Origin of the sequence: Paracoccus sp. TOH (assembly GCF_030388245.1) — a bacterium.
Lineage (GTDB): Bacteria > Pseudomonadota > Alphaproteobacteria > Rhodobacterales > Rhodobacteraceae > Paracoccus > Paracoccus simplex.
Map to the genome: position 1 here is coordinate 54,192 of NZ_CP098362.1, position 22,701 is coordinate 76,892.

General features: G+C 70.2%; 24 protein-coding genes. 15 read left to right on the forward strand and 9 right to left on the reverse strand.

What is annotated here, in order from left to right; all coding sequences use genetic code 11:
• Positions 1 to 7: 7 nt before the first annotated feature.
• Entirely contained in the window at positions 8 to 904 is an 897-nt protein-coding gene (locus NBE95_RS17400) for a bestrophin family protein (protein ID WP_289896296.1), read from the reverse strand.
• Positions 905 to 980: 76 nt separating this feature from the next.
• Positions 981 to 1,784, reverse strand: a complete 804-nt coding sequence (locus NBE95_RS17405; protein WP_289896297.1) for a nitrilase-related carbon-nitrogen hydrolase — start codon at positions 1,782 to 1,784, stop codon at positions 981 to 983.
• Positions 1,785 to 1,873: 89 nt separating this feature from the next.
• Between NBE95_RS17405 and NBE95_RS17410 the strand changes: the two genes are divergently transcribed.
• From NBE95_RS17410 to NBE95_RS17435, 6 genes are all read left to right on the forward strand, one after another.
• Positions 1,874 to 3,526, forward strand: coding sequence for an NAD(P)/FAD-dependent oxidoreductase (locus tag NBE95_RS17410; protein ID WP_289896298.1), 1,653 nt, complete (start codon positions 1,874 to 1,876; stop codon positions 3,524 to 3,526).
• 225 nt (positions 3,527 to 3,751) lie between these two features.
• Complete coding sequence (locus NBE95_RS17415) at positions 3,752 to 4,003, forward strand: hypothetical protein (RefSeq protein ID WP_289896299.1); 252 nt, start codon at positions 3,752 to 3,754, stop codon at positions 4,001 to 4,003.
• 188 nt (positions 4,004 to 4,191) lie between these two features.
• Entirely contained in the window at positions 4,192 to 4,665 is a 474-nt protein-coding gene (locus NBE95_RS17420; protein WP_289896300.1) for a sigma-70 family RNA polymerase sigma factor, read from the forward strand.
• A 470-nt stretch (positions 4,666 to 5,135) separates the two neighbouring features.
• Entirely contained in the window at positions 5,136 to 5,888 is a 753-nt protein-coding gene (locus tag NBE95_RS17425) for a hypothetical protein (RefSeq protein ID WP_289896301.1), read from the forward strand.
• A complete protein-coding gene (locus NBE95_RS17430; RefSeq protein ID WP_289896302.1) occupies positions 5,885 to 6,742 on the forward strand; it encodes a glucose 1-dehydrogenase in 858 nt (285 codons plus the stop codon). Before NBE95_RS17425 ends, NBE95_RS17430 begins: the two co-directional genes overlap by 4 nt.
• 17 nt (positions 6,743 to 6,759) lie before the next feature.
• Positions 6,760 to 6,981 (forward strand): hypothetical protein, encoded by a 222-nt coding sequence (locus tag NBE95_RS17435; RefSeq protein WP_289896303.1) that lies wholly within the window; start codon positions 6,760 to 6,762, stop codon positions 6,979 to 6,981.
• A gap of 53 nt (positions 6,982 to 7,034) precedes the next feature.
• On the opposite strand, the gene NBE95_RS17440 is transcribed toward NBE95_RS17435, so the two are convergent.
• From NBE95_RS17440 to NBE95_RS17455, 4 genes are all read right to left on the reverse strand, one after another.
• Positions 7,035 to 7,217 carry a DUF3008 family protein gene (locus NBE95_RS17440; RefSeq protein ID WP_289896304.1) on the reverse strand — a complete coding sequence of 61 codons (183 nt, stop codon included), beginning with the start codon at positions 7,215 to 7,217 and terminating at the stop codon, positions 7,035 to 7,037.
• 48 nt (positions 7,218 to 7,265) lie between these two features.
• Positions 7,266 to 7,472: a hypothetical protein gene (locus NBE95_RS17445; RefSeq protein ID WP_289896305.1), complete on the reverse strand. Its 207-nt coding sequence runs from the start codon at positions 7,470 to 7,472 to the stop codon at positions 7,266 to 7,268.
• Positions 7,473 to 7,530: 58 nt separating this feature from the next.
• Positions 7,531 to 7,827: a PRC-barrel domain-containing protein gene (locus tag NBE95_RS17450; protein WP_019353472.1), complete on the reverse strand. Its 297-nt coding sequence runs from the start codon at positions 7,825 to 7,827 to the stop codon at positions 7,531 to 7,533.
• Between the two features lie 106 nt (positions 7,828 to 7,933).
• Positions 7,934 to 9,562 carry an acyl-CoA dehydrogenase family protein gene (locus NBE95_RS17455; RefSeq protein WP_289896306.1) on the reverse strand — a complete coding sequence of 543 codons (1,629 nt, stop codon included), beginning with the start codon at positions 9,560 to 9,562 and terminating at the stop codon, positions 7,934 to 7,936.
• A gap of 164 nt (positions 9,563 to 9,726) precedes the next feature.
• Between NBE95_RS17455 and NBE95_RS17460 the strand changes: the two genes are divergently transcribed.
• The 7 genes from NBE95_RS17460 to NBE95_RS17490 are packed head-to-tail and all read left to right on the forward strand — an operon-like array spanning position 9,727 to position 15,467.
• Entirely contained in the window at positions 9,727 to 10,689 is a 963-nt protein-coding gene (locus tag NBE95_RS17460) for an AAA family ATPase (RefSeq protein ID WP_289896307.1), read from the forward strand.
• A 2-nt stretch (positions 10,690 to 10,691) separates the two neighbouring features.
• Positions 10,692 to 11,534 (forward strand): DUF58 domain-containing protein, encoded by an 843-nt coding sequence (locus NBE95_RS17465; protein WP_289896539.1) that lies wholly within the window; start codon positions 10,692 to 10,694, stop codon positions 11,532 to 11,534.
• Positions 11,521 to 11,859, forward strand: a complete 339-nt coding sequence (locus NBE95_RS17470; RefSeq protein WP_289896308.1) for a hypothetical protein — start codon at positions 11,521 to 11,523, stop codon at positions 11,857 to 11,859. The genes NBE95_RS17465 and NBE95_RS17470 overlap by 14 nt, the downstream gene beginning before the upstream one ends.
• Positions 11,856 to 12,818: a VWA domain-containing protein gene (locus tag NBE95_RS17475; RefSeq protein WP_289896309.1), complete on the forward strand. Its 963-nt coding sequence runs from the start codon at positions 11,856 to 11,858 to the stop codon at positions 12,816 to 12,818. The genes NBE95_RS17470 and NBE95_RS17475 overlap by 4 nt, the downstream gene beginning before the upstream one ends.
• Entirely contained in the window at positions 12,815 to 13,696 is an 882-nt protein-coding gene (locus NBE95_RS17480; RefSeq protein WP_289896310.1) for a VWA domain-containing protein, read from the forward strand. The genes NBE95_RS17475 and NBE95_RS17480 overlap by 4 nt, the downstream gene beginning before the upstream one ends.
• Entirely contained in the window at positions 13,693 to 14,304 is a 612-nt protein-coding gene (locus NBE95_RS17485) for a hypothetical protein (protein WP_289896311.1), read from the forward strand. The genes NBE95_RS17480 and NBE95_RS17485 overlap by 4 nt, the downstream gene beginning before the upstream one ends.
• Positions 14,298 to 15,467 carry a hypothetical protein gene (locus NBE95_RS17490; protein WP_289896312.1) on the forward strand — a complete coding sequence of 390 codons (1,170 nt, stop codon included), beginning with the start codon at positions 14,298 to 14,300 and terminating at the stop codon, positions 15,465 to 15,467. The genes NBE95_RS17485 and NBE95_RS17490 overlap by 7 nt, the downstream gene beginning before the upstream one ends.
• 6 nt (positions 15,468 to 15,473) lie before the next feature.
• Here the strand turns inward: NBE95_RS17490 and gabT are convergent, their stop codons facing one another.
• The 3 genes from gabT to hmgA form a co-directional block, all read right to left on the reverse strand.
• Positions 15,474 to 16,772 carry a 4-aminobutyrate--2-oxoglutarate transaminase gene (gabT, locus tag NBE95_RS17495; protein WP_289896313.1) on the reverse strand — a complete coding sequence of 433 codons (1,299 nt, stop codon included), beginning with the start codon at positions 16,770 to 16,772 and terminating at the stop codon, positions 15,474 to 15,476.
• 275 nt (positions 16,773 to 17,047) lie between these two features.
• Positions 17,048 to 18,253: a fumarylacetoacetase gene (gene fahA, locus NBE95_RS17500; protein WP_289896314.1), complete on the reverse strand. Its 1,206-nt coding sequence runs from the start codon at positions 18,251 to 18,253 to the stop codon at positions 17,048 to 17,050.
• A 101-nt stretch (positions 18,254 to 18,354) separates the two neighbouring features.
• Complete coding sequence (hmgA, locus tag NBE95_RS17505) at positions 18,355 to 19,716, reverse strand: homogentisate 1,2-dioxygenase (RefSeq protein ID WP_289896315.1); 1,362 nt, start codon at positions 19,714 to 19,716, stop codon at positions 18,355 to 18,357.
• 126 nt (positions 19,717 to 19,842) lie between these two features.
• Here hmgA and NBE95_RS17510 point away from each other — a divergent pair, with 126 nt between their 5' ends.
• Both NBE95_RS17510 and NBE95_RS17515 read left to right on the forward strand, forming a co-directional pair.
• Positions 19,843 to 20,271 carry a MarR family winged helix-turn-helix transcriptional regulator gene (locus NBE95_RS17510; protein ID WP_289896316.1) on the forward strand — a complete coding sequence of 143 codons (429 nt, stop codon included), beginning with the start codon at positions 19,843 to 19,845 and terminating at the stop codon, positions 20,269 to 20,271.
• 150 nt (positions 20,272 to 20,421) lie between these two features.
• Positions 20,422 to 22,680: a FepA family TonB-dependent siderophore receptor gene (locus tag NBE95_RS17515; protein ID WP_289896317.1), complete on the forward strand. Its 2,259-nt coding sequence runs from the start codon at positions 20,422 to 20,424 to the stop codon at positions 22,678 to 22,680.
• Positions 22,681 to 22,701: the final 21 nt, after the last annotated feature.

Sequence of the window (22,701 nt, forward strand, 5' to 3'; positions counted from 1 at the left end):
CGCCGCCTCAGCTCAGCACATGGCCGCGGACCGGGACGGGCTCGGGAAGATCCTGCGCCTCGAGCGCGGCCAGCATCTCGCGCTCGACCGTGCGCGTGAGCGCGTCGAGCGGCAGGGCGTTCGGCGCGGTGCCGAACGGATCCTCGAGCTGGTGGCCAAGCGCGTCGAGCCCGAAGAAGGTATAGGCCACCAGCAACACCGGCAGCAGCGTCCACCACCCCAGCGACCCGGCCAGCGCAAAGGGCAGCGTCACGCAAAAGACCAGCGCCGTGCGGTGCAAGAGCAGCGAATAGGCAAAGGGCACCGGCGTGGTGACGATACGCTCGCAGGCCGCCTGCGCCGCCGAAAGCTGCGCCAGATAGCCCTCGAGCACCGAATAGCGGATCTCGCCGATCCGGCCGGCGGCGGCCAGCGCCAGCAGGTGCCGGCCCAGCTGCTGCAGCACCGCATCGGTCGGGTTGGGATGGCGGGCGGTTTCGGCCCCGGGACACCAGGCGGCGATGGCCGCGCCCTCGTCCTGGCGCCGCAACCGCGCCGCCAGTCCGGCGGCAAAACCGCAGGCCGGGACCAGCAGGTCGCGCCGCTCGGCCGCATCCAGATCGGCGCTGGCGCGCGCCAGCCCGCGGCAGGCGACGATCACCTGGCCCCAGAGTTGCCGCCCCTCCCACCAGCGGGCATAGCAGGTGCCGTTGCGAAAGCTCATGAACACCGACAGCGCGATGCCGATCAGCGTGAAGGGGATGGCGCTGATGCGGGCGAAGATGCCGGGATGCACATTGGCCGCCAGCACCGCGATGACGCTGACCGCGCCGATCACCGCCAGCCGCCCGATGATGGCCGGCACGATCGAGCCCTGCACGGTGAACAGGATGTCGCGAAGATTGGGCTGGGAATGCAGGATCATGGTTGGTCAGGAGCTGAGAGGCATACAGCCGGCCTAAGGCCGGGGCCGCAGGAATCGGCTTGCCGCGGGCCGGGCGTCACGGTTTCGACCCAACCGGGGGGCCGGCAATCCGGGCCGGGCGGTATTCCCCCCGCACCGGCCGGCCCTCGGCAGGGACGGCATCGGCGGCGGCCAGATCGACGACCAGCAGCGCCTCGCCCTGCGCGCCGGCCGTGGCCAGCGGCTGCCCGTCGGGCCCGGCGATGACCGAAAGGCCGCCGAAGCGCAGGCCGCCCTCGGTCCCGGCGTAATTCGCATAGGCCACCACCGCGTCGCTTTCATGGGCGCGGGCCGGCACCAGCGCCCGCGGCACATGCTCGAATCCCAGGGGATTGGCGGTCGGCACCAGCAGCAGCCGGGCACCCGCTTCCGCCAGCGCCGCGGCATGGCCGGCGAATTCGATATCGTAGCAGATCAGCAGCGCCGCCGGCCGGCCGTCCAGGGCAAAGACCGGCGCCAGCGCGGCGCCGCGCGCAAAGCCCGCCCGCTCCATCGCGCCGTAAAGCTGGACCTTGCGGTAATGCGCCAGGATCGCGCCATCCGCGCCGATGGCAGTGGCGGCGTTGTAGACCGCGCCCCCCTCGCGTTCGGCCCAGCCGAGGCACAGGCCGCAGCCCGCCGCGCGCGCCATCGCCCGCAGCCGGCCGATCCATTCCCCGTCCAGCGTCTGGGCCAGCGCGGCGTGCAGGTCGGGACGGTTGTAGCCGGGCAGGATCAGCTCGGGCAGGACCAGAATCGCCGCGCCCGCCGCCGAGGCGGCCTGCAACTGCCGACAGATCGCCGAAAAAACCTCGTCGATCCGGCCATTTGTCGGCGCCGCTTGCCAGAGTGCAAGCTTCACTTCGGACCCCTCTCATGCCCATAATCCGCCCGCAGTCTAGACGATCCGCGGATTTTGACCATCCGGTCCCGCCTCTTACGGAGCAGCGCATGAGCGATAGCAGGCCGGTCACCGCCTTCGGCCCCGTCTTCCCCTTTGCCTATGACGACTGGCTGCGCCACCCGGCCGGGCTGGGCACCATCCCGCCCGAGCGCCTGGGCACCGAGGTCGCGGTCATCGGCGCCGGCGCCGCCGGCATCATCGCCGGGCATGAACTGATGAAGCTGGGCCTGCGACCGATCCTTTATGAATCGGCCCGCTTCGGCGGCCGGCTGCGTTCCGAGATCTTCGAGGGCACCGAGGACATCGTCGCGGAACTGGGCGGCATGCGCTTCCCGGTCTCCTCGACCGGTTTTTACCATTACGTCGATCTGGTCGGGCTCGACAGCGCCCCGTTTCCCAATCCGCTGACCCCGGCCGCCGGCTCGACCGTCATCGACCTGGAGGGCGAGACGCATTTCGCCCGCACCCTGGACGACCTGCCCCGGCTTTACCACGAGGTCGCGGCCGCCTATCGCGCCGCGCTCAATGAACATGCCGATTTCGCCGCGCTCCAGCAGGCGGTGCGCGAGCGCGACGTGCCGGGCCTCAAGCGGCTTTGGGATCCGCTGGTCGCGCAATGGGACGAACGGACCTTCTACGATTTCGTCGCCTCGTCGCGGGCCTTCCAGGCGCTGAGCTTCCGCCACCGCGAGGTCTTCGGCCAGGTCGGTTTCGGCACCGGCGGCTGGGACAGCGACTTCCCGAACTCGATGCTGGAGATCCTGCGCGTCAACCTGCTGGAACTCGACGACAACCAGCACTTCATCCTAGGCGGGGTCGAGACCGTGCTGCATCGGCTGTGGCGCCAGCCGGCGGTCTGCGCGCATTGGCCGGCGGGTACCACCCTGGCGGGCCTGAACGGCGGCGCGACGCTGGGGCGGGCCTGCCGCATCGCACGCCGGGGCGGCGGCTTCACCGTGACCGACCAATGGGGCAATGCCCGCGACTATGCCGCGGTGCTGGCGACCTGCCAGAGCCATCTGCTGACCACCTCGGTCGCGGTCGAGGAGGCGCTTTTCGACCAGAAGCTGTGGATGGCGCTGGACCGCACCCGCTATATGCAGGCGGCGAAAAGTTTCGTAATGGTGGACCGGCCGTTCTGGAAGGACATCGACCCGGCGACCGGCCGGCCGATCCTGTCGATGACCCTGACCGACCGGCTGACCCGAGGCAGCTATTTCTTCGACAACGGCCCCGACCGGCCGGCGGTGATCTGCCTGAGCTATTCCTGGATGACCGACGCGCTGAAGGTGCTGCCGCTGGCCCCGGAAAAGCGCATCGCGCTGGCGCTGGACGCGCTCGAGAAGGTCTATCCGGGCGTGGACATCCGCAGCCATATCCGCGGCAACCCGATCTGCGTCAGCTGGGAAAGCGACGAGAATTTCCTGGGCGCCTTCAAGGGGGCGCTGCCCGGCCATTATCGCTATAACCATCGCATGTACGGGCATTTCATGCAGGCCGACATGCCGCCCGAGCAGCGGGGCATCTTCCTGGCCGGCGACGGCATCAGCTGGACCCCGGCCTGGGTCGAGGGCGCGGTGCAGACCGCGCTCAATGCCGTCTGGGGGGTGATGGCGCATCTGGGCGGCGCCTGCCATGCCGAGAATCCGGGGCCGGGCGACCTGTGGCCGGCCATCGGCCCGGTCGCCCTGCCGGACTAGGGCCGCCGGCCGGCCAGATCGGCCTCCCGGCGGCTCCGTTCCCGTGCCGGAATAAGAACCGCGGCCTTGCCGGCCGGCTTGCTGTCGCGCGCCATGCGACCGCCCCATGCCGTGGGGCCAAGCAACCGGCACGGCAACACTGTCGGAATATTCAGGTCGGCAAGGCTCGCCAAGCCGCGCGCTTCGATTAAGATATGTATAGTCGAAAGAGCATGGAGAGCCCTGATGGCCAACAGCGAAAGCAGCCCGGTGGTCGATCCCGAACTCGACGCGGCGCTCTGCGAGCTGCTGGCGCAGACGGCAAGGGAACCGATCTCGCCGCGGCTGCACGCCTTGGCACAGCGCCTCGAGGCGGCACTCGAGGCGGCCCGGCTGGGCCAGACCGGCCAGCGCGCCCACAGGAAAGCCGGCGGCGAAGGCGACCCGGCCGACCGCGGCGCGGATCGCCGGCGCGACGGCGGGAACGGCACCGCCTGAGGCGGTCCGCCCCCGGGGCCTCCCGGCTTCGGCCGCTTCCAGCCGCCCGGCGGCATGCGCGCGGAACCATCCCGGCGCGGCGGCATTGACTCGGCACCGGAACCGGCACCGCAGGCCCCGCCCGGGACGGCCGGCCCGCCACCGAACGAACCGCCGAACCGAACCTTCGAGGAGCGTGAAGCACTGCCATGTCGGATGACATCATCGGCCACATCCCCGCGCTTCGGGCCTATGCGCGCGCACTCTGCCGCTCGGTCCCCGATGCCGAGGACCTGGTCCAGGAAACCTTGCTGCGCGCCATCGAGAACGCCCATCGCTACCGGCCCGGCACCAACATGCGCGCCTGGCTTTTCACCATCATGCGCAACCGCTTCTTCACCAATTGCCAGAAGGCGGCGCGCGAGCGCACCGGCGCGGCCGACTGCGCCTCGGCGTTGCCGCAGGTCCGGCCCGACCAGGAATGGCACATCCGGGCCAGCGAGATGCGCTCGGCGCTGATCGAGATGCCGCGCCACTACCGCGAGGCGATCATCCTGGTCGGCGCGCTTGGCGAAACCTATCTCGACGCCGCCCGCATCCTCGACTGCGACATCGGCACCATCAAGAGCCGCGTCAACCGCGCCCGCGCCATGCTCAGAAAAACCCTGGAACCCGCGTTGTAAGGACGGGACGGGGCTGCCGGCGCGGCCGGGGGCAAAGCCGGCCGGAACCTCGTTCGCCCCGGTCCCGGCGTCATGGCCGGATGACGGCCGCAAAGGGCGCGGTGCCGCCTTTGGCAATCACGCGCGGCGGGCGACGGCTATCGCCCATCCGCCTGCCCTCAGGCCGCTTCGCGGTTCGCCTCGCTCTCGGCGATTTCGGTCAGTAGCTGGACGGTTCAGGTTTCCTCCTCCGGACCCTGCTCGAACAGCGCCGCCGCCTTCTTGATGAGACCGGCGATGGCCGGGCCGGTCTTGCCGCGCAGCGCCTTCGGGATCTGCCGCTCGGCACGGAATAGCGGCCCTTCAGCGCGTCATGGCACGGATCGCCAAGAAGCTGGTCAAGGTGCCCCAAACCGGCAAAGGCCAGGTTTGTTCCCGGGAACAAAGCGCCGAGGAAACGGTTCGGAAGGAAACAGGAACGGAGAAAGCCCATGTCCCGTCCCACGCCCCCTTCCGTATTCCATCCGACCCCGCGGCGGATCGCCATGGCCGGCTTCGACCGGGCCTGGCCGCTGGCCGCGCTCTGCGCCGCGCTGCTGTCCGCCTTGGTGCTGGGCGCGCTGGCCGCCGGTCGCGGCCTGCCGGTCTGGATGCCGCTGAACGCCACCAGCCACGGTCTGCACGGTCCCGAGGCCGCCGGCGTGACCGCGCTGGATCTTGCGCATACCGGCCTTGGCGCCGCCATCCATATCGCCTCGTGCTTCTTCTGGGCGGCGGTGGCGGTGCTGCTGATCCGCCGGGCGGCGCAGGGCGGCGCCTGGCTGGGCTGGACGGCCGGACTGGCCACGGCGGCAATGGCCGGGCTGGTCGATTACGGGCTGATGCCCGCCCGTCTGCGCCCGGGATGGGAGCTGGTGCTGCCGCCCTGGGGCGTCCTCGCCGGGTTGGCCGCCGTGGGCGTCGGCCTGTCCCTGGGGCTGATCGCAGCGCGGAGACTTGACCGCGGCGCTGCGGGAACATCGACGACCCGCGAGGGTTATGCGCCCCTCTCCGGCATGGCCGGGACGCCGCGCGAACCGCCGCTTACGGCGGTCGAGCGGCTGCGCCATCCGGCGCCGCATGTGCTCGACCAGCGCCAGCAGCGCATGGACCCGGCCAGTGCCGTCACCGAAGACCCGAACCGCCTTGGCAACGGCAACAAGCAGCCCGGCGATCCGCATCCTGACGAAAGGCCCGACCGATGAGCGATTATCCCAAGCCACCCTTTCCGGAACAGCAGCAATCGCTGCCCGGCAGCTTCCGGAAGATGAACCCGCGTCCCGACCATGGCGAGGAAAGCTGGAAGGGCACCGGCCGGCTGGAGGGCAAGGTGGCGCTGATCACCGGCGGCGACAGCGGCATCGGCCGCGCCGTCGCCATCGCCTATGCCCGCGAGGGCGCCGATCTGGCGCTGTCCTGGCTGGACGAGGCCGAGGATGCCGCCAGCACGGCGGAACTGGTGCGCGAGGCCGGGCGCGACTGCCTGTCCATCCCCGGAGACATCGCCGATCCCGGGCATTGCCGCACGCTCGTGGCCCAGGTGGTCGAGCGCTTCGGCCGCATCGACATCCTGGTCAACAACGCCGCGCATCAGAGGCTGTTCGACAAGATCGAGGAAATCCCCGACGAGGAATGGCGCCGCACCTTCGCCGTGAATATCGACGCGATCTTCTACCTGACCAAGGCGGCGGTGCCGCACATGCCGGAAGGGGCGGCGATCATCAACACCGCCTCGATCAATGCCGACAAGCCCAATCCCAAGCTGCTGGCCTATGCCACCACCAAGGGCGCGATCCAGAACTTCACCACCGGGCTGGCGCAGATGCTGGCCGAACGCCGCATCAGGGTGAATGCGGTGGCGCCGGGGCCGGTCTGGACGCCGCTGATCCCCGCCAGCATGTCGCCCGAGGACGTGTCCCGCTTCGGCGCCGACTATCCGATGCAGCGCCCGGCGCAGCCGGTCGAGCTGGCCACGGCCTATGTCATGCTGGCCGAGCCGATGTCGAGCTATGTCTCGGGCGCCACCATTGCCGTGACCGGCGGCAAACCGATGATCTGAAAGGAAAGGAGCCGATCATGAACAACCGGCAACTGGCCTTCTTCTGCGGCCTTGCGGCGGGCTTCGTGCTCAAGGGGTTTTGCGACCTGGCGATGACGCCCCGTCGCGAGCCGGCCGGCCCGCCACGGGTGCGCACCGCCGGCCGGCGCGAGATGGAGGACCCGCCCCGAGACTGGGACATGGTGGACGAACAGGGCGACGAATCCTTCCCCGCCAGCGACCCGCCGGGGAATTACTAGCAGAAAGGGCGGGGGTTGGTGCCCCCGCCCGCATCCGTTCCGGTTGGTTCGTGTCAGTGTTTGTGCTCGGGCTTGCCCTTGCGCTTGGTGCTGGCAAGCTCCTCGAGCTCCTTCTCGGTCATCGATTCATACATCTGCTTCGATGATTCGTGCAGCTCGCTCTTGCTGGTCTCGCCGCGCTTGGCGGACAGCGCCGCGCCGGCGGCCTTTTGCTGCGCCTTGGACTTGGCAGGCATGTCATCATCCTCCGAAGACCGGCGGAAGCGGCCGTTCCTTGCGGAAGGTCACTCGCCGCCATTGGTTGCACGGTCGTTCTGCCGGGCCTTGCGGTCGCCCGCCTCGCGGTTCTGGCCGCCGGCATTCGGCTCGTTCGAGCGCTGCATCTGCTTGGGGTTCAGCACCGGATCGGCATTGCCCATCTTTTCCTGCTGCGCCCTTTGCTGGACATTGAACCTTTCGTTTTCCGCTTTCGGGTCGAATTTCGCGCCCATGGCGAATCCTCCTGTTTTGCCGGGGCGGCCGGTCCGACTGGCGGCCAGCCGCGCCGGATCAGTGGCGATGTTCCGGCATTTCCTTCAGCTCGTCCTTGGTCCAGCGCGAGACGGCGTGGACGCTGTTGCTGGCGTCGCGCATGAAGTCCAGCTCGGTTGCCGGGACGGAAACCGGCTTCGAGCCGATGCCGAGGAAACCGCCGACGTCGATCACCACCGTCGCTGTGTTTCCGGCGCCGTGGACATGCGAGACATGGCCGATCCTTTCGTCCTCCGGGCCATAGATGGTGGCCCCGGTCAGCGTGGCCTCGGTCAACTCGGTTTCGTTCAGACGGGTATGCGTGGCATGGTCCATTGGGAACCTCCTCTGCTTGTCCGGTTGAGGTTCTTCCAACCACCGCAGGGCCCAGATGTTCCATAACGCGGATGTGAGGCGCGGCGCAGAGCCCCGGGAACGGCGGTCATTCGCCCAAGGGCAGGCCGCCGGCAAGCACGCTTTCGGCAAGCTCGGCGGGGATCGCGCCGGACAGCCGGCCGCGCTCAGCCGTCAGCCGGGTGGCCACGAAAGCCTCGGCAACCGGGCCGGGGCCGGATTGCAGCAGGGCGGCGGCTGCCAGCAGCAGGGCGCTGCGCTCGGCGAACCAGCGCGCCTCGGCCTCGGCCACGCCCCGGCTCCAGCGCGCCCGGTGCGCCGCCAGCGCGGCGTCATAGGCCCGGTCCAGGCCGGCCGCGGCATCCAGCCGCGCGTTCAGCACCTCGGCAGCCAGCGGCTCGCGCGCCAGCGTCCGCAGCGCGTCGAGGCAGATCACGTTCCCCGCCCCCTCCCAGATGCCGTTCAGCGGCGCCTCGCGATAGAGCATCGGCAGGGACGTGTCTTCGATATAGCCCGTGCCGCCCAGCACCTCCATCGCCTCGACCACCACCAGCGGGCAAAGCTTGTTGGCCAGGTATTTCGCCAGCGCCACGCCGATGCGGGCAAAGGCGCGGTCCGCCTCGTCCGCGCCGTCGAAGGCCCGCGCCACCGACAGGCCAAGCGCCAGGCTGCCCTGCCAGTCCAGCGCCAGGTCGGCCAGCACGGCGCGCATCAGCGGCTGGTCGATCAGCCGGCGCTGGAAGGCGCTGCGCTGCGCGGTCCAGTGCCCGGCCTCGCGCAGCGCCGCCCGCATCAGCCCGACCGGCGCCATGGCGGTGTCGAGCCGGGTGTGATGCACCATCTCGACGATGGTGCGGATGCCGCAGCCCTCCTCGCCCACCTGCCAGGCCAGTGCGCGGTGATATTCGATCTCGGCCGAGGCGTTCGAGCGGTTGCCGAGCTTGTCCTTGAGGCGCTGGATACGGATGCCGTTGCGGCCGCCCTCCAGCCAGCGCGGCATCAGGAAGCAGGTCAGCCCGCCCCCGGTCTGCGCCAGCGTCAGGAAACCGTCCGACATCGGCGCCGAGCAGAACCACTTGTGCCCGGTCAGCCGCCAGGCCTCGCCGTCGCGCTCGGCCCGCGTGGTGTTGGCGCGCACGTCCGAGCCGCCCTGCTTTTCCGTCATCGCCATGCCCAGCGTCAGCCCGGCCTTCTGCGCCATCGGCCGGACCGAGGGATCGTATTGGCGCGACAGCAGTCCAGCGCGCCACTCGCCCGGCAGCGCGGCGCCCGAGATCACCGGGACGGCCGCATGGGTCATGGTCAGCGGGCAGCAATGCCCCGGCTCGACCTGGCTGGCCAGATAGACCATGGCCGCATGGGCCAGATGGCCGGCGGGGCCGCCCTCCCAGGCAACAGCGTGATAGCCGGCGGCGGTCGAAAGCCGCAAGAAGCGGTGATAGGCGGGATGAAAGCGCAACTCGTCCAGCCGCCGGCCGCCGCTGTCGAACAGCCGCAGTTCCGGCGGATTGCGGTTCGCGTCGCGCGCTGCCTCGCGCAGCTCGGCCCGGCCTAGGGCGGCACCGTAGCCGGCCAGCCCGGCCTGCGCCGCGCCGCTGCCGGCCAGGGCGGCGCGCAACGCCGGATCGTCCTGCCACAGGTCGCGGTCGCCGGGCGGCGCGGGCTGGTTCAGCACCTCATGCGTTTCCAGCTCCGCCGTCGCTTCAAGCGCTGTCATGGCGTCCTCCCTTCGACTGCTGCGCGACCAGTCTAACCCATCCCACGCCCGTCGGACGAGTCCCGCGGCCGGCGGCCCGGCTTCACCCATTCGTCTGATACCAAGAAGAATTGCTTGGAAAACGCCACCGGCCTCGGGTGAAACTTCCCGCAGGGAGAAGAAAAATGTCTCAGCTAGACCCCGTCGGGGCGGGCCCGGTCACCCGCCTTGCCGCAGATGTCGCCAGCGGCCTGGTCGGACACGAGCGCATGGCCGAGCGGCTGGTGATCGCCCTGCTGGCCGGCGGGCATGTGCTGCTGGAGGGCCCGCCCGGCATCGCCAAGACCCGCGCCGTCAAGCGGCTGGCCGCGCATCTGCCGGACAGCCATGCGCGCATCCAGTGCACGCCCGACCTGCTGCCCTCGGACCTGACGGGGACGCAGGTGTTCCGCGCCGACAGCGGCCGGTTCGATTTCGTGCCGGGACCGATCTTCCACACGCTGGTGCTGGTGGACGAGATCAACCGCGCACCCCCCAAGGTGCAGTCGGCGCTGCTGGAGGCCATGGCCGAAAGCCAGGTGACCACCGGCGGCGTGACCCGGGCGCTGCCCGACCCGTTCATGGTCGTCGCCACCCAGAACCCGATCGAGCACGAGGGCACCTTTCCGCTGCCCGAGGCGCAGATGGACCGTTTCCTGCTGCACCTGGCGCTGGACCTGCCCGACGCCGAGACCGAGCGCGGCATCCTCGACCTGGTCGAGGCCGAGGCGATCCGGCCCCCCGCCGCGCCGGCGCCGCCGGTCGGCACCGGCCAGATCCACGCCGCGCGCGAGGCGGTGGCCCGCGTGCACCTGGCCCCGGCGCTCAAGGATTACATCGTGCGGCTGGTGATGGCGACGCGGCCGGGCGGGGCGGTGGCGGAATGGGTCGAACATCCGGTCTCGCCCCGCGGCACGCTGGCGCTCGCGGCGGCGGTGCGGGCGCGGGCCTGGCTCGACGGCCGCGACCACGGCCTGCCCGAGGATGCCGAGGCGCTGGCCGAGGACGCGCTGGCCCATCGCCTGATCCCGAACTGGCAGGCGCTGGCCGAGGGGCGCTCGGGCCGCAGCCTGATCGCCGACGTCCTTCAGGCGGTGCGGCCGTGGTAGCGATGGCGGCGGCGCTGGACCGGACCGGCCTGCGGCTGACCGCGGCCGAACTGATGGCGCTGCGCCCGCCGGCCCGCACGGCGCGGCCGCGCCCGGCCAGCCGCCGGCCCGGCGCCATCCCGGCCCGCATCGCCGGCCAGGGCATGGACCTGCGCGAGATCCGCGCCTTCGCCGACGGCGACGACCCGCGCCGCATCGACCCGGCCGCCACCGCCCGCACCGGCCATCTGCATGTCCGCAGCTTTCACGAGGATCGCGACGACAGCACCCTGTTGATCGCCGATTTCCGCCGGCCGATGCTGTGGGGCACCGGCGCGGCGCTGCGCTCGGTCCGCGCCGCGCGGCACCTGGCGGTGCTGGGCTGGCGTGCCGTCGCCCGCGGCGGCTCGCTGGGCCTGCTGGTCGCGGGGGACGAGGCGCCGGCCAGCCTGGCCCCGGCGACCGGCAGCGCACAGATGCAGGCCGTGGCCGGGCTGCTGGCGCGCTGCCACGATGCCGCGCTGCTGCGGACGGCGGCGGGCCATGATCCGACCCCGCTGGCGCCGGTGCTCGCCCGCGCCCTGCGGCTGGTCCCGGCCGGCGGGCGCGTGCACCTGGCGACCGGCCCGGATGGCCTTCTCGGCACCGAGGCGGCGCTGACCCGTCTGGCGCAAGGCCGCCGGGTCGAGATCCACCTGCTGCTTGACCCGCTGGAAACCGCGCCGCCGCGCCCGGCGCTGGCGGTCAGCGATGGCGCGGCCAGCCGCTTCGGCCGGCTGGCGCCCTTCGACCCGCAACCGCTGCTGGCGCATCTGCGGCAGCTCGGCGCCAGCCCGCATCTGGTCCCGCCCGATGACGCAGGATGAGCTGATCGCCGTCCTGGCCCCCAGCCGGCTGCCGGCGACCCTGCTGAACCCCGGCTGGCGCGAATTCCTCGCCCTGTTCGGGCTGGGGCTGCTGCTGGCGCTGCTGCTCGCCGCCCTGCTTTCGCCGCTGCTGGTGCGCCGCGTCTCGCGCCGGGCCCGCATCCGCGCCACCCGCGGCATGCCCCCGCAGGACCGGCTGCTGGCCATCGCCCGCATCCTGGGCCGGCTGCCCGAACCGCTGCGCCCCGCCGCCTACGGCGCCGCTGCCGCCCCCGACGAGGCCGAGATCGAGCGCATCGCCCTGCGCCGCGGACGGGTCCGATGACCCTGGCCTTTCCCTTGGCGCTGCTGTTGCTGCCGCTGCCGCTGCTGGTCCGGCTGCTGCCACCGCTGGGCGCACGGGGTGGATTGCGGGTGCCGGGCCATGTCTTCGCCAGCGTCAGCGACCGAAGCGCCGGCCGCTCGGGCCTGGTGCTGGCGGTGCTGGCCTGGGTGGCGCTGGTGGTGGCACTGGCCGGGCCGGGCATCAGTCGGCAAAGCCCGATGCTGCCCGCCTCGGGCCGCGATATCGTGCTAGCGCTGGATCTGTCGGGCAGCATGGCCAAGCAGGATTTCGCGCTGGACGGCCAGCCGATCTCGCGCCTTGATGCGGTCAAGCGCGTGGCCTCGCGCTTTGTCGCGGCCCGCAAGGGCGACCGGATCGGGCTGGTGATCTTCGGCGAGCGCGCCTATTTCGCCCAGCCGATCACCTTCGACGTCGCCGCCGTGGCCCAGGCCATCGACGAGGCGCAGATCGGCATTTCCGGCAAAGCCACCGCGATCTCGGACGGGCTGGGCCTGGCCCTGCGGCGGCTGGCGCAAAGCCGCGCGCCGACGCGGATCGTGGTGCTGCTGTCGGACGGCATCGACACCTCGGGGCAAGTGGGCGCGGTGGATGCGGCGCGGCTGGCGGCACGGCACGGCATCCGCATCCACACCATCGCGCTTGGCCCCGACGATCTGGAAACCCGGCCCAAAGCCCGCGACGCCGTGGATGCCCGCACCCTGCGCGAAGTCGCCGAGGCCGCCGGCGGCACCAGCTTCCGCGTGCGCGGCATGACGGACCTGGCCCGGATGGCCGCGACGCTGGACGCGCTGGAGCCCAACCCCTCGGACCGCCCGCCGCTGCGCTACTGGCAATCGCTGTGGATCTGGCCTGCCCTGCTGGCGCTGGCGGCGCTGCTGGCCATGGCCGGCAGGGGCGTGTGGACCGGCGCAGGGCCCGGCGGCAGGGGGCGGCCATGATCCTGCTGCGCCCCTGGTGGCTGGCGGCACTGCCGCTGCTTGCGCTGGTCGCCGCCTGGCTGTGGCGGCGCGGGCCCGAGGCCGGCGGCTGGCAGACGGTGCTGCCGGCGCCGATGCTGGCGGGATTGGCGGCGCTTGGCTGGCTGGACGCGGGCGGGCGGCTGGCGCGGATGCTGCCGCTGGCCGGCGCGGCGGCGCTGGTGCTGGGCCTGTCGGGCCCGGCGCTGCCGCGCGACGACGCGCCGGTCTTTGCGCAAAGCGATGCGGTGCTGCTGGCGCTGGACCTGTCGGCCTCGGTCGCCGGGGGCGCGCAGGCGCAGGGGTTGAAGGACGCGCAGGCCGCCGCCGCGCAGCTGATCGCCGGGCTTGCCGGCCGGCCGGTCGGGTTGATCCTCTATGCGCGCGAGGCCTATGCCGCCGCCGCGCCGACCACCGATCCGCAGGTGCTGGAAAGCCTGATCGCGGTGCTGGACCCCCAGACCCTGCCCGACAAGGGCAGCAACCCCGCCGCCGCCATGGCGCTGGCCGGGCAGATGCTGGCCGGGACGGAACGCGCCGACCTGGTGCTGGTCTCGGATGGCGGCGGGGCGGGCGACCCTGCGGCGCTGGCCGAGGCGGAACGGCTGCGCGCCTCTGGCATCGGCCTTTGGGCATTGACGCTGCGGGGCGAACGCGGCCTGGACGAGGCGGGGCTGCGCGGGCTTGCCCTTGAAGGGCTGGCCCCCGCCACCACGCCGCAAACGGTCATTGCCGGGCTGGGCCGCTCGGGTCTGGCCACCGATCCGATGCTGGCGGGGCTGCGCTACCGCGATCTCGGGCCGCTGGTCGCGGCGCTGGCACTGCTGCCGCTGCTCATCCGCTTCCGGAGGCAGTCATGAAGCCGTGGCTGATCCTGGCCCTGGCACTTGGCTGCCTGGCGCTGGCGGGGCCGCTGGCGCTGGGGCGGCTGGCGCTGGCGGCCGGCCTGCCGCGGCTGGCCGCGCCGCTGCTCTCCGACCCGGCGGAGCGGGGCGTGGCTCTGTATCGTGCCGGCGATTACGCGGCGGCCGATGCGGCCTTTGCCGATGCGGGCCGGACCCAGACCTACAATCGCGGCCTGAGTCTGGCGGCGACCGGCGATTACCTGTTGTCGCAGGCCTATTTCGACGCCGTGCTGTTCTCGAACCCCGCCGATGCCGAGGCGCGGCGCAACCGCGACCTGGTCGCCGCCATGGTGCCGCCCGAAACCGGCGACAGCATCGCGCCCGGCCGCATCGCCGGGGCCGGCGGCCTCGGCCCGGGCGAGGAGACCGCGGCCACCACCGCCGGCATCCTTGCCATCCACTGGAAGCGGGACGTCGATGCAAGGGGCATCGCCGCCAGCGACGCCTGGCTGGCCACCATCCCCGACGATCCGGGCGAATTCCTGAAGCTGCGGCTGAAGGCGGAATACGACCGCCGCGCCGCCCTGGGCCTGATCCGCCCGGCCGAGGGCGAGCCATGGTAAGACGCCCGCCCTTATTCCTGGTCCCCCTGTGGGCGCTTCTGCTGCTGGCACTGCCGGCGGCGGCGCAGGACAGCCTGCGCCTGATCCTGCCCAAGATGCAGCCGGTGGTGGGCGAGATGATCCCGGTCACCATCCGCGGCGAATATACCGGCTGGATCGCGCTCGAGGAGATGACCTTTCCCGATTCCGCCGGTTACGACTGGATCCAGCTCGGCCCCGACGAATGGCGCGACGAACGGGTCGAGGGCCGGTCCCGCCGCATCTTCCAACGCCATGTGGCGGTGTTCGCCCGCCGCCCGGGCAGTCTGGAGATTGGCCCGGTCAGCCATCACCTGACCAAGGCCGAGGGCAATGCCCGCCTGCCGGCCGAGGTGATCGCACCCCCCGTCTCGATCGACGTGCAGCCCTATCCGGCGCCCGGCACGCCGCTGGTGACGCGCAGCCTGAAGGTCACCGACGAGCTGTCGGGCGACCCGGCCCGGATCAGCGACGACCAGACCATCCTGCGCCGCATCACCCTGACCGCCGAGGGCACCATGGCCCATCTGCTGCCGCCGCGCCCCGAGCTGCGCGAGCGCTGGCTGATCAGCTTCACCGCCCCCGAACGCCGCGAGACCCGGCTGACCGAGCGCGGCCCGGTCGCCTTCGTGCAATGGGAATGGCACCTGCGGCCGATCACCGGCGAACAGGGCACGCTGCCGTCGATGCGGTTTTCCTGGTTCGACGCCAACAAGCGCGAGATGCGCGGCGACATCACCCGGCCGATTCCCTTCGGCTATGGCAAGCAGTCCGAAAATCTGGGCGGCGCGGCGATGGTGCCCAGGGGCCTGGCCTGGCAGGCGCTGGCCGCCCTGGCCGCGGGCTGCCTGGCCGGTCTGGCGCTGCTGCTGCGGGATCGCGGCTTCAGGCCGGTCCGGGGCCTGCAGCGCCTCTGGCACCGGCTGAGGCCCAACCGCGCCCTGCCGGCGCTGCGTGCCGCGGCGCGCGGCGACGACCTGTTCGCCCTGCGCCGCGCGGCCGAGGATTATGTCCGGGCCGAGAGCCAGGCGGGCCGCCAGCCGCGCCCGACCGCGATTGCGCGTCTGGACGCGGCGCTGTTCGGCCCGGTGCCGGCGCCGGATTTCGACCGCGCCGGCTTCCTGCGCGAACTGACCGGACGCTGACCGGGATCAGGCGGCGGCGCGGCGCATGGCGGCGGCCTCGATCGCGGCTTCCAGGATGTCCAGCGCCTCCTCCAGCTGTGCCTGCGGGATGGTCAGCGGCGGCAGCAGGCGGATGACGTTGTAGCGGGTGCCGCAGGACAGCAGGATCAGCCCGCGTGTCTCGGCCTCGGCCACGATGGCAGCGGTCAGGGCCGCGTCGGGCGCATTGCTGGCCCGGTCCGTCACCAGCTCGAAGGCGTTCATGGCGCCCAGGCCGCGCACATCGCCGATGCATTCCATGCCCTGCCGCGCCGCGATGGCGGCCAGGCGGGCGCGGATCGTCTCGCCGATGTCGGCGGCGCGTTCGCAAAGCCCCTCCTCCCCGATCACGTCCAGCACCGCATGGGCGGCGGCCACGGCCAGCGGGTTGCCGGCATAGGTGCCGCCGATCCCGCCCGGAGGCGCCGCATCGACGATCTCGGCCCGGCCGGTGACGGCCGAAAGCGGGAAGCCGCCGGCCAGCCCCTTGGCCATGGTCACCAGGTCGGGCACCACGCCGGAATGCTGGAAGCCGAACATGCGGCCGGTGCGCGCCATGCCGGCCTGCACCTCGTCGCCGATCAGCACGATACCGTGCCGGTCGCAGATCGCGCGCAAGGCACGCAGGAAACCGGCAGGGGCGATATTGAAGCCGCCCTCGCCCTGCACCGGCTCGATGATCATCGCCGCGATGCGCTCGGGATCGACGGACGAGGCAAACAATCGCTCAATATGCTGAACGGCATCCGCCTCGGATATGCCATGGAAGGCGTTCGGGAAGGGCGCATGCAAGATCTCGGCCGGCATGGCGCCGAAGCCCTTCTTATAGGGCGCGACCTTGCCGGTCAGGGCCATGCCCAGCAGCGTGCGGCCGTGGAAGGCGCCGGAAAAGGCGATGATGCCCGAACGGCCGGTATGGGCCCGCGCCATCTTCACCGCATTCTCCACCGCCTCGGCGCCAGTGGTGACCAGCATGGTCTTCTTGGCGAAATCGCCCGGCGTCGCGGCATTCAGCCGCTCGGCCAGCCGGACATACCCTTCATAGGGCGCGACATGGAAACAGGTATGGGTAAAGGACTCGGCCTGGCGGGCGACGGCGGCCATGATCCGCGGATGGCGATGGCCGGTATTGTTCACCGCGATGCCGGCGGCGAAGTCGATGAAGCGGCGCCCATCGGCATCCCACAGCTCGGCATTTTCGGCACGGGTGGCAAAGATGCCGCGCGTCGCGACCCCCTGCGCCACAGCGGCGCTCTTGCGGGCGATAAGATCGGTATTGCTGGTCATGCAGGCCCCCTGATTCTTCCAGGAAGACATAGCATCGCTCAATATCTTGCGCAATGGGTTTCGCCAAGCCCGACCTGCCCGCGCGGGCTTTCTCTGCCCGACCATGAGGCGGGCGGGGGCCGTATCCGGATCGGCGACCATGAACGCCGCTCGCGCGGGCTGCGGCGATGGCGGCGCTGCACGGCAAGTGGCCGGACGCCTCCGCTCAAAGTCCAGCCTTCGGCCCCCAGCGGGAGCCGCGGCCGGCAGGGATAGCCAGCCATGCGGCGCGGCGCTCATGCCCGGGCGGGCAGGATCCGTCCGGTGCAGGGACCGAGGCCGATGCGATAACCCTCGCCCTGGGCCTGCGCGAACAGCCCGACCTCGTCGCCATCCTCAAGGAAGGTGCGCGGCGTGCCCTTCACCATGACCGGCAGCTTGCCGCCCGCGGTCATCTCCAGCAGCGCCCCGGTCTGTTCGCGCGCCGGACCGCTGATGGTGCCCGAGCCCAACAGGTCGCCAACCCGCATCGGGCAGCCAGAGCTGCTGTGATGCGCCAGCTGCTGGGCGCTGGAATAATACATGACGTTGTAATTGGTCCGGCCCATGACCTGGCCGTTCAGCGTCCAGCCGATCTCGAGGTCGTAAAGCCCCGGCCGCGCTTCCTGCAGATAGGGCAACAGCGGGTTCACCCGCTCGGCGCCCGCGCAGCGGAACGGTTCCAGCGCCGCCTGCGTCACCACCCAGGCGCCGATGGTGGTGCCAAGCGCCTTGGACTGGAACGGGCCCAGCGGCTGGTATTCCCAGGCCTGCACGTCGCGCGCCGACCAGTCATTCAGCAGCACATAGCCGAAGATCATCGCCTCGGCCGCCTCGACCCCCAGCCGTTCGCCCATGCGGCTGTCGGCGCCAACGACGGCGCCCAGCTCCAGTTCCAGGTCCAGCCGTCGGCAGGGCACCCATTCCGGCCCGGCCTCGCCCCGCACCTGTCCCATCGGCCGCCGGATCGGCGTGCCCGAGACCACCACCGACGAGGCCCGGCCATTATAGCCGATGGGCATATGCGTCCATTGCGGCGGCAAGGCATGCTCCGTCCCGCGGAACAGCGCACCGACATTGAAAGCATGGTTCTTCGAGGCATAGAAATCGGTGAACTCGGCCACCCTGATCGGCAGGTGCAGCCGGGCCTCCGCCATCGCCACCAGCGGCAGCTCTCCTTCGGTTCCTTCGGCCAGCAACGCCGTCAGCCGCGCCCGCACCGCGTCCCAGCGCGCCCGGCCAAGCGCCATGAAGCCGTTCAGCTGCGGTTCCCCGAAGGTACCGCCGGCATCGATCAGCCCGCGCGCCTCGCAGGCGGCCAAGTCAAGGACCATGTCGCCGATGGCCACCCCGCAGCGCGGCGCATCGCCCGCCACGGAAAACACCCCATAGGGCAGGTTGTTCAGGGGGAACGGGCCATCCGCATCATTGGCGCTTTCGACCCGGGACCGCAGCAAAGCCATGCCTTTCTCCGTTTCAGAAATACCCTCGGGGGGGAGCGCCTGCCTGCCCCCGAGGGGGCGGGCAGGCGCCGGGGGGCAGACGCACCCCGCCTTGGGACGCGTCATTTCGTCCCGGGCGTGCCGTCGAACCTCTTCTCCAGCCGATCCCAGACCTCGCCATAGTCCCGCTGCATCGGCGCCTCGCGGGCGGCGAAATCGGTCAGGTGCTGGGGAAAGCGGGTTTCGAACATGAAGCTCATGGTGTGGTCCAGCTTCTCGGGTTTCAGCGCGGCATTGCTCGCGGTCTCGAAGGCGTCGCGGTCGGGGCCGTGCGGCAACATGCAGTTGTGCAGGCTGATGCCGCCCGGCGCGAAGCCCTGCGGCTTGGCGTCGTAGATGCCGTAGATATTGCCCATCAGTTCGGACATGATGTTCTTGTGATACCAGGGCGGGCGAAAGCTGTGCTCGGCCACCAGCCAGCGCTCGCGGAACAGCACGAAATCGATATTCGCCGTCCCCTCCTGCCCCGAGGGTGCGGTCAGCACGGTGAAGATCGACGGATCGGGATGGTCGAACAGGATCGCGCCCACCGGCGCATAGCTGCGCAGATCGTATTTGTACGGGCAGTAATTGCCATGCCAGGCCACCACGTCCAGCGGCGAATGGTCGATCCAGGTGTCATGGAACCGGCCGCACCACTTGATCACCACGCGCGAGCGTGTCTCGCGATCCTCGAAGGCCGCGACCGGGCATTTGAAGTCGCGCGGGTTGGCCAGGCAATTGGCGCCGATGGGGCCGCGGTTCGGCAGGTCGAACTTCTGGCCATAGTTTTCGCAGACGAAGCCGCGGCAGGGGCCTTCCAGCACCTCGACGCGATAGACGAGGCCGCGCGGCAGGATGGCGATCTCCTTCGGCTCCAGGTCGATGACGCCCAGTTCGGTACAGAAGCGCAGCCGACCCTCCTGCGGCACCACCAGCAATTCGCTGTCGGCCGAGAAGAAATATTCGTCCTGCATCGAGCGCGTCACCAGATAGACATGGCTGGCCATGCCGACCTGGATGTTCACGTCGCCGGCGGTGGTCATGGTCCGCATGCCGGTGATCCAGGTCAGCTCCTCGTCCGGCACCGGGATCGGATCCCAGCGATACTGGCCCAGGCTGACGATGTCGTCGCGCAGGTTCGGCGCGGTCTTCCAATAGGGCAATCCGAGCGGCGCAAACCGCCCGGTGTGCTGCACCGACGGCCGGATGCGATAGCACCAGGTCCGCTCGTTCTGGCCGCGCGGCGCGGTGAAGGCGGTGCCGGAAAGCTGTTCGGCGTAAAGCCCATATGCGCATTTCTGCGGGCTGTTCTGGCCCTGCGGCAGGGCGCCGGGCAGCGCCTCGGTCTCGAAATCGTTGCCGAAGCCGGGCATGTAGCCCTCATGCGGGCCGGCGGGGCCGGCGGCGCGGACCATCCCGCGCGGCAGGTCGTGCTGGGTCATCGGTCCTCCCTGCGCAATCTCATTGCATTTGCAATGATTATACCGTTGCAAACGCAACGGTGTCAAGCTGCCGGATCTTGTTGCAGCCGCAATGAATTTCTGCTGTCCTGCCGCCCAGGAGGCACCATGTCATTCGATCTGGACGGATTTCTGCCCTATCGGCTGAATGTCGCGGCGACCCAGGTCAGCCGCCGCTTCGCCGCGCTTTACGCGGCCGAGGCCGGCCTGACCGTTCCCGAATGGCGGGTGCTGGCGCATCTGGACCATTCCGGCGCGGTCAGCGTCCGCGACATCCATGCCCGGGTCAACCTGGACAAGTCGATGGTCAGCCGCGCGGCGACGCGCCTGCAGGAAGCGGGGCTGGTCCGCAAATCCGGCAATGAAACCGACCGCCGGCTGGTGGTGCTGGAGTTGACGGACGAGGGCCGGGCGCTGATGGCCCGCCTGGGCCAGATTGCCGCGGGTTTCCAGGCCGAGCTGCTGGCCGAATTGGGCGACGATGCCGCGGCACTCGACCGCGCCCTGACCCGGCTGGGCGCCCGCGGCCCGACCTGAACCCTTTCCGCCGGCGCCGGCTTGCGGGTTTGCGACATTTCGCGACAAAAAAACCCCGGGGCCGGATTGATGCCCGCGCTCACAAATGCTTGAAGCGGGCCAGCCCGCGCCCAGCCAGCCATCCCCAATCCTTTCCCACAGGAGCAAGCGATGGCGACGCTTTTCCCGCGCCCGGCCACGGGCACCGCACTCTGTCTGCTGATGTCACTGCCGGTTCCCGCCGGGTCCGTTCTGGCGCAGGAGACCAGGACCGGCACGGACGACACGATCATCCTCGACACGGTGGTGATCTCGGCCGAGGAACAGGGCAAGCAGGCGCTTGGCACCTCGACCGTGACCGCCGAGGACCTGGAAAAGACCCCGGTGCGCAACGACGTCTCCGAGATCGTGCGCAAGATGCCCGGCGTGAACCTGACCGGCGCCACGGCGACCGGCCAGCGCGGCAACCAGCGCCAGATCGACATTCGCGGCATGGGGCCGGAAAACACCCTGATCCTGATCGACGGCAAGCCGGTCATGTCCCGCAACGCCGTAAAGATGAGCCGCGGCGGTGAGCGCGACACCCGCGGCGATTCGAATTGGGTGCCGGCCGAGATGATCGAGCGGATCGAGGTGATCCGCGGCCCGGCGGCGGCGCGTTATGGCTCGGGCGCCTCGGGCGGGGTGGTCAACATCATCACCAAACGCCCCGAAACCTTCACCGGCCAGGTGTCGATGCATGCGACCGTCCCGGAAAACAGCAAGGAAGGCAGCACCAACCGCGCCAATTTCATGCTGGCCGGCCCGGTCGGCGAGACGCTGACCTTCCGCCTGTTCGGCAATTACAACCGCACCGAGGCCGACGCCGCCGACCTGAACCCGCCGCGCACCGATCCCGAGACCGGCGAGGCGCTGCCGCCGCTGGCGGGCAGCGAGGGCGTGACCAACAAGGATCTGGGCGCGTTGCTGAGCTGGAACCTCGCCCCCGGCCACCACCTTGATGTCCAGATGGATTTCTCGCGCCAGGGCAATGATTATGCCGGCGATACCCGCAACGGCGCGGTGGACGAGGACATGGCCGAGTTGCTGGGCAGCGAGACCAGCCGCATGTATCGCCGCGCCGTCTCGCTGACCCATCGCGGCGAATACGATTTCGGGGAATCGCACAGCTACATCCAGTGGGAAAACACCGGCAACACCCGGCTGTGCAGCGGCAATGCCGGCTCGGTCGAGGATAATTACACCCCTTGCATCGACAGCGATGGCGATGGCGAGGAAGACGCCTACGAATACCGCACCATCGACCTGGATACCGTCTCGGCCAAAAGCGAATGGATCCTGCCGATGAGCCTGGGCGGCAAGGCCAGCCGGCTGACGCTGGGCGCCGAATACCGCGGCGAGTTCATGGACGATGCGGTCTCGACCACCAACACCCTGCCGCCAGAGGTGGGCGGCGGCACCGGCGTGCCCGAAGATGCGGCCGACCGCGATCCCAGGACCGAACAGAACACCATCGGCCTGTATGCCGAGGCCAATATCGAATGGAACGAACAGCTGACCCTGACCCCGGGCCTGCGCTTCGACTACAACGACAATTTCGGCTCGAACTGGTCGCCCAGCCTGAACGCCACCTGGCGGTTCAACGAGGCATGGAGCATGAAGGTCGGCGTCGCGCGCGCCTTCAAGGTGCCGAACCTGTTCCAGCTCAATCCGAACTACGTCTACATCACGCGCGGCCATGGCTGCCCCTATGTGGACGGCGTGCGGCTGTCCGGCCCCTGCTATGTCCTGGGCAACCCGGACCTGGAGGCCGAGAAAAGCCTGAACAAGGAAATCGGCGTTGCCTATGCCGGATCGAACGGCGTCGAAGCCAGCCTGACCTATTTCCACAACGATTATGAAAACCGCATCGGCTCGGGCTTCGTGCAGTATAACGACAACAGCGACGACGGCCGGCTGTTCCGCTGGGAGAACCAGGGCAAGGCGGTCATCTCGGGGCTCGAGGGCAACTTCTCGACCGATCTGGGCGCGCGTTTCGCCTTCAACGCCAATTTCACCAAGATGATCAAGTCCGAAAAGGACAATGGCGAGCCGCTGAGCCTGGTGCCGGACTACACGGTCAACGCCTCGCTGGACTGGTTCGCCTCGGATTCGGTGACGGTGACGCTGGCGGCGACACATTACGGCAGGATCGACGCGGCGACGATGAGCGCGATCACGAATGCCGAGTTCGACCAGGCCAACGGGCGCGATCCCTATACGCTGGTCAACCTGGGCGCGACCTGGGACCTGACCGAGACGGCGCGGGTCTCGGCCGGGGTGACGAACCTGTTCGACAAGACGGTGCTGCGCACCGACTCCAGCACCGGGGCGAACACCTTCAACGAACCGGGGCGCGCCTTCTACCTGTCGCTGACCTCGACCTTCTGATTGCATCGCCCCGGCGGCGCC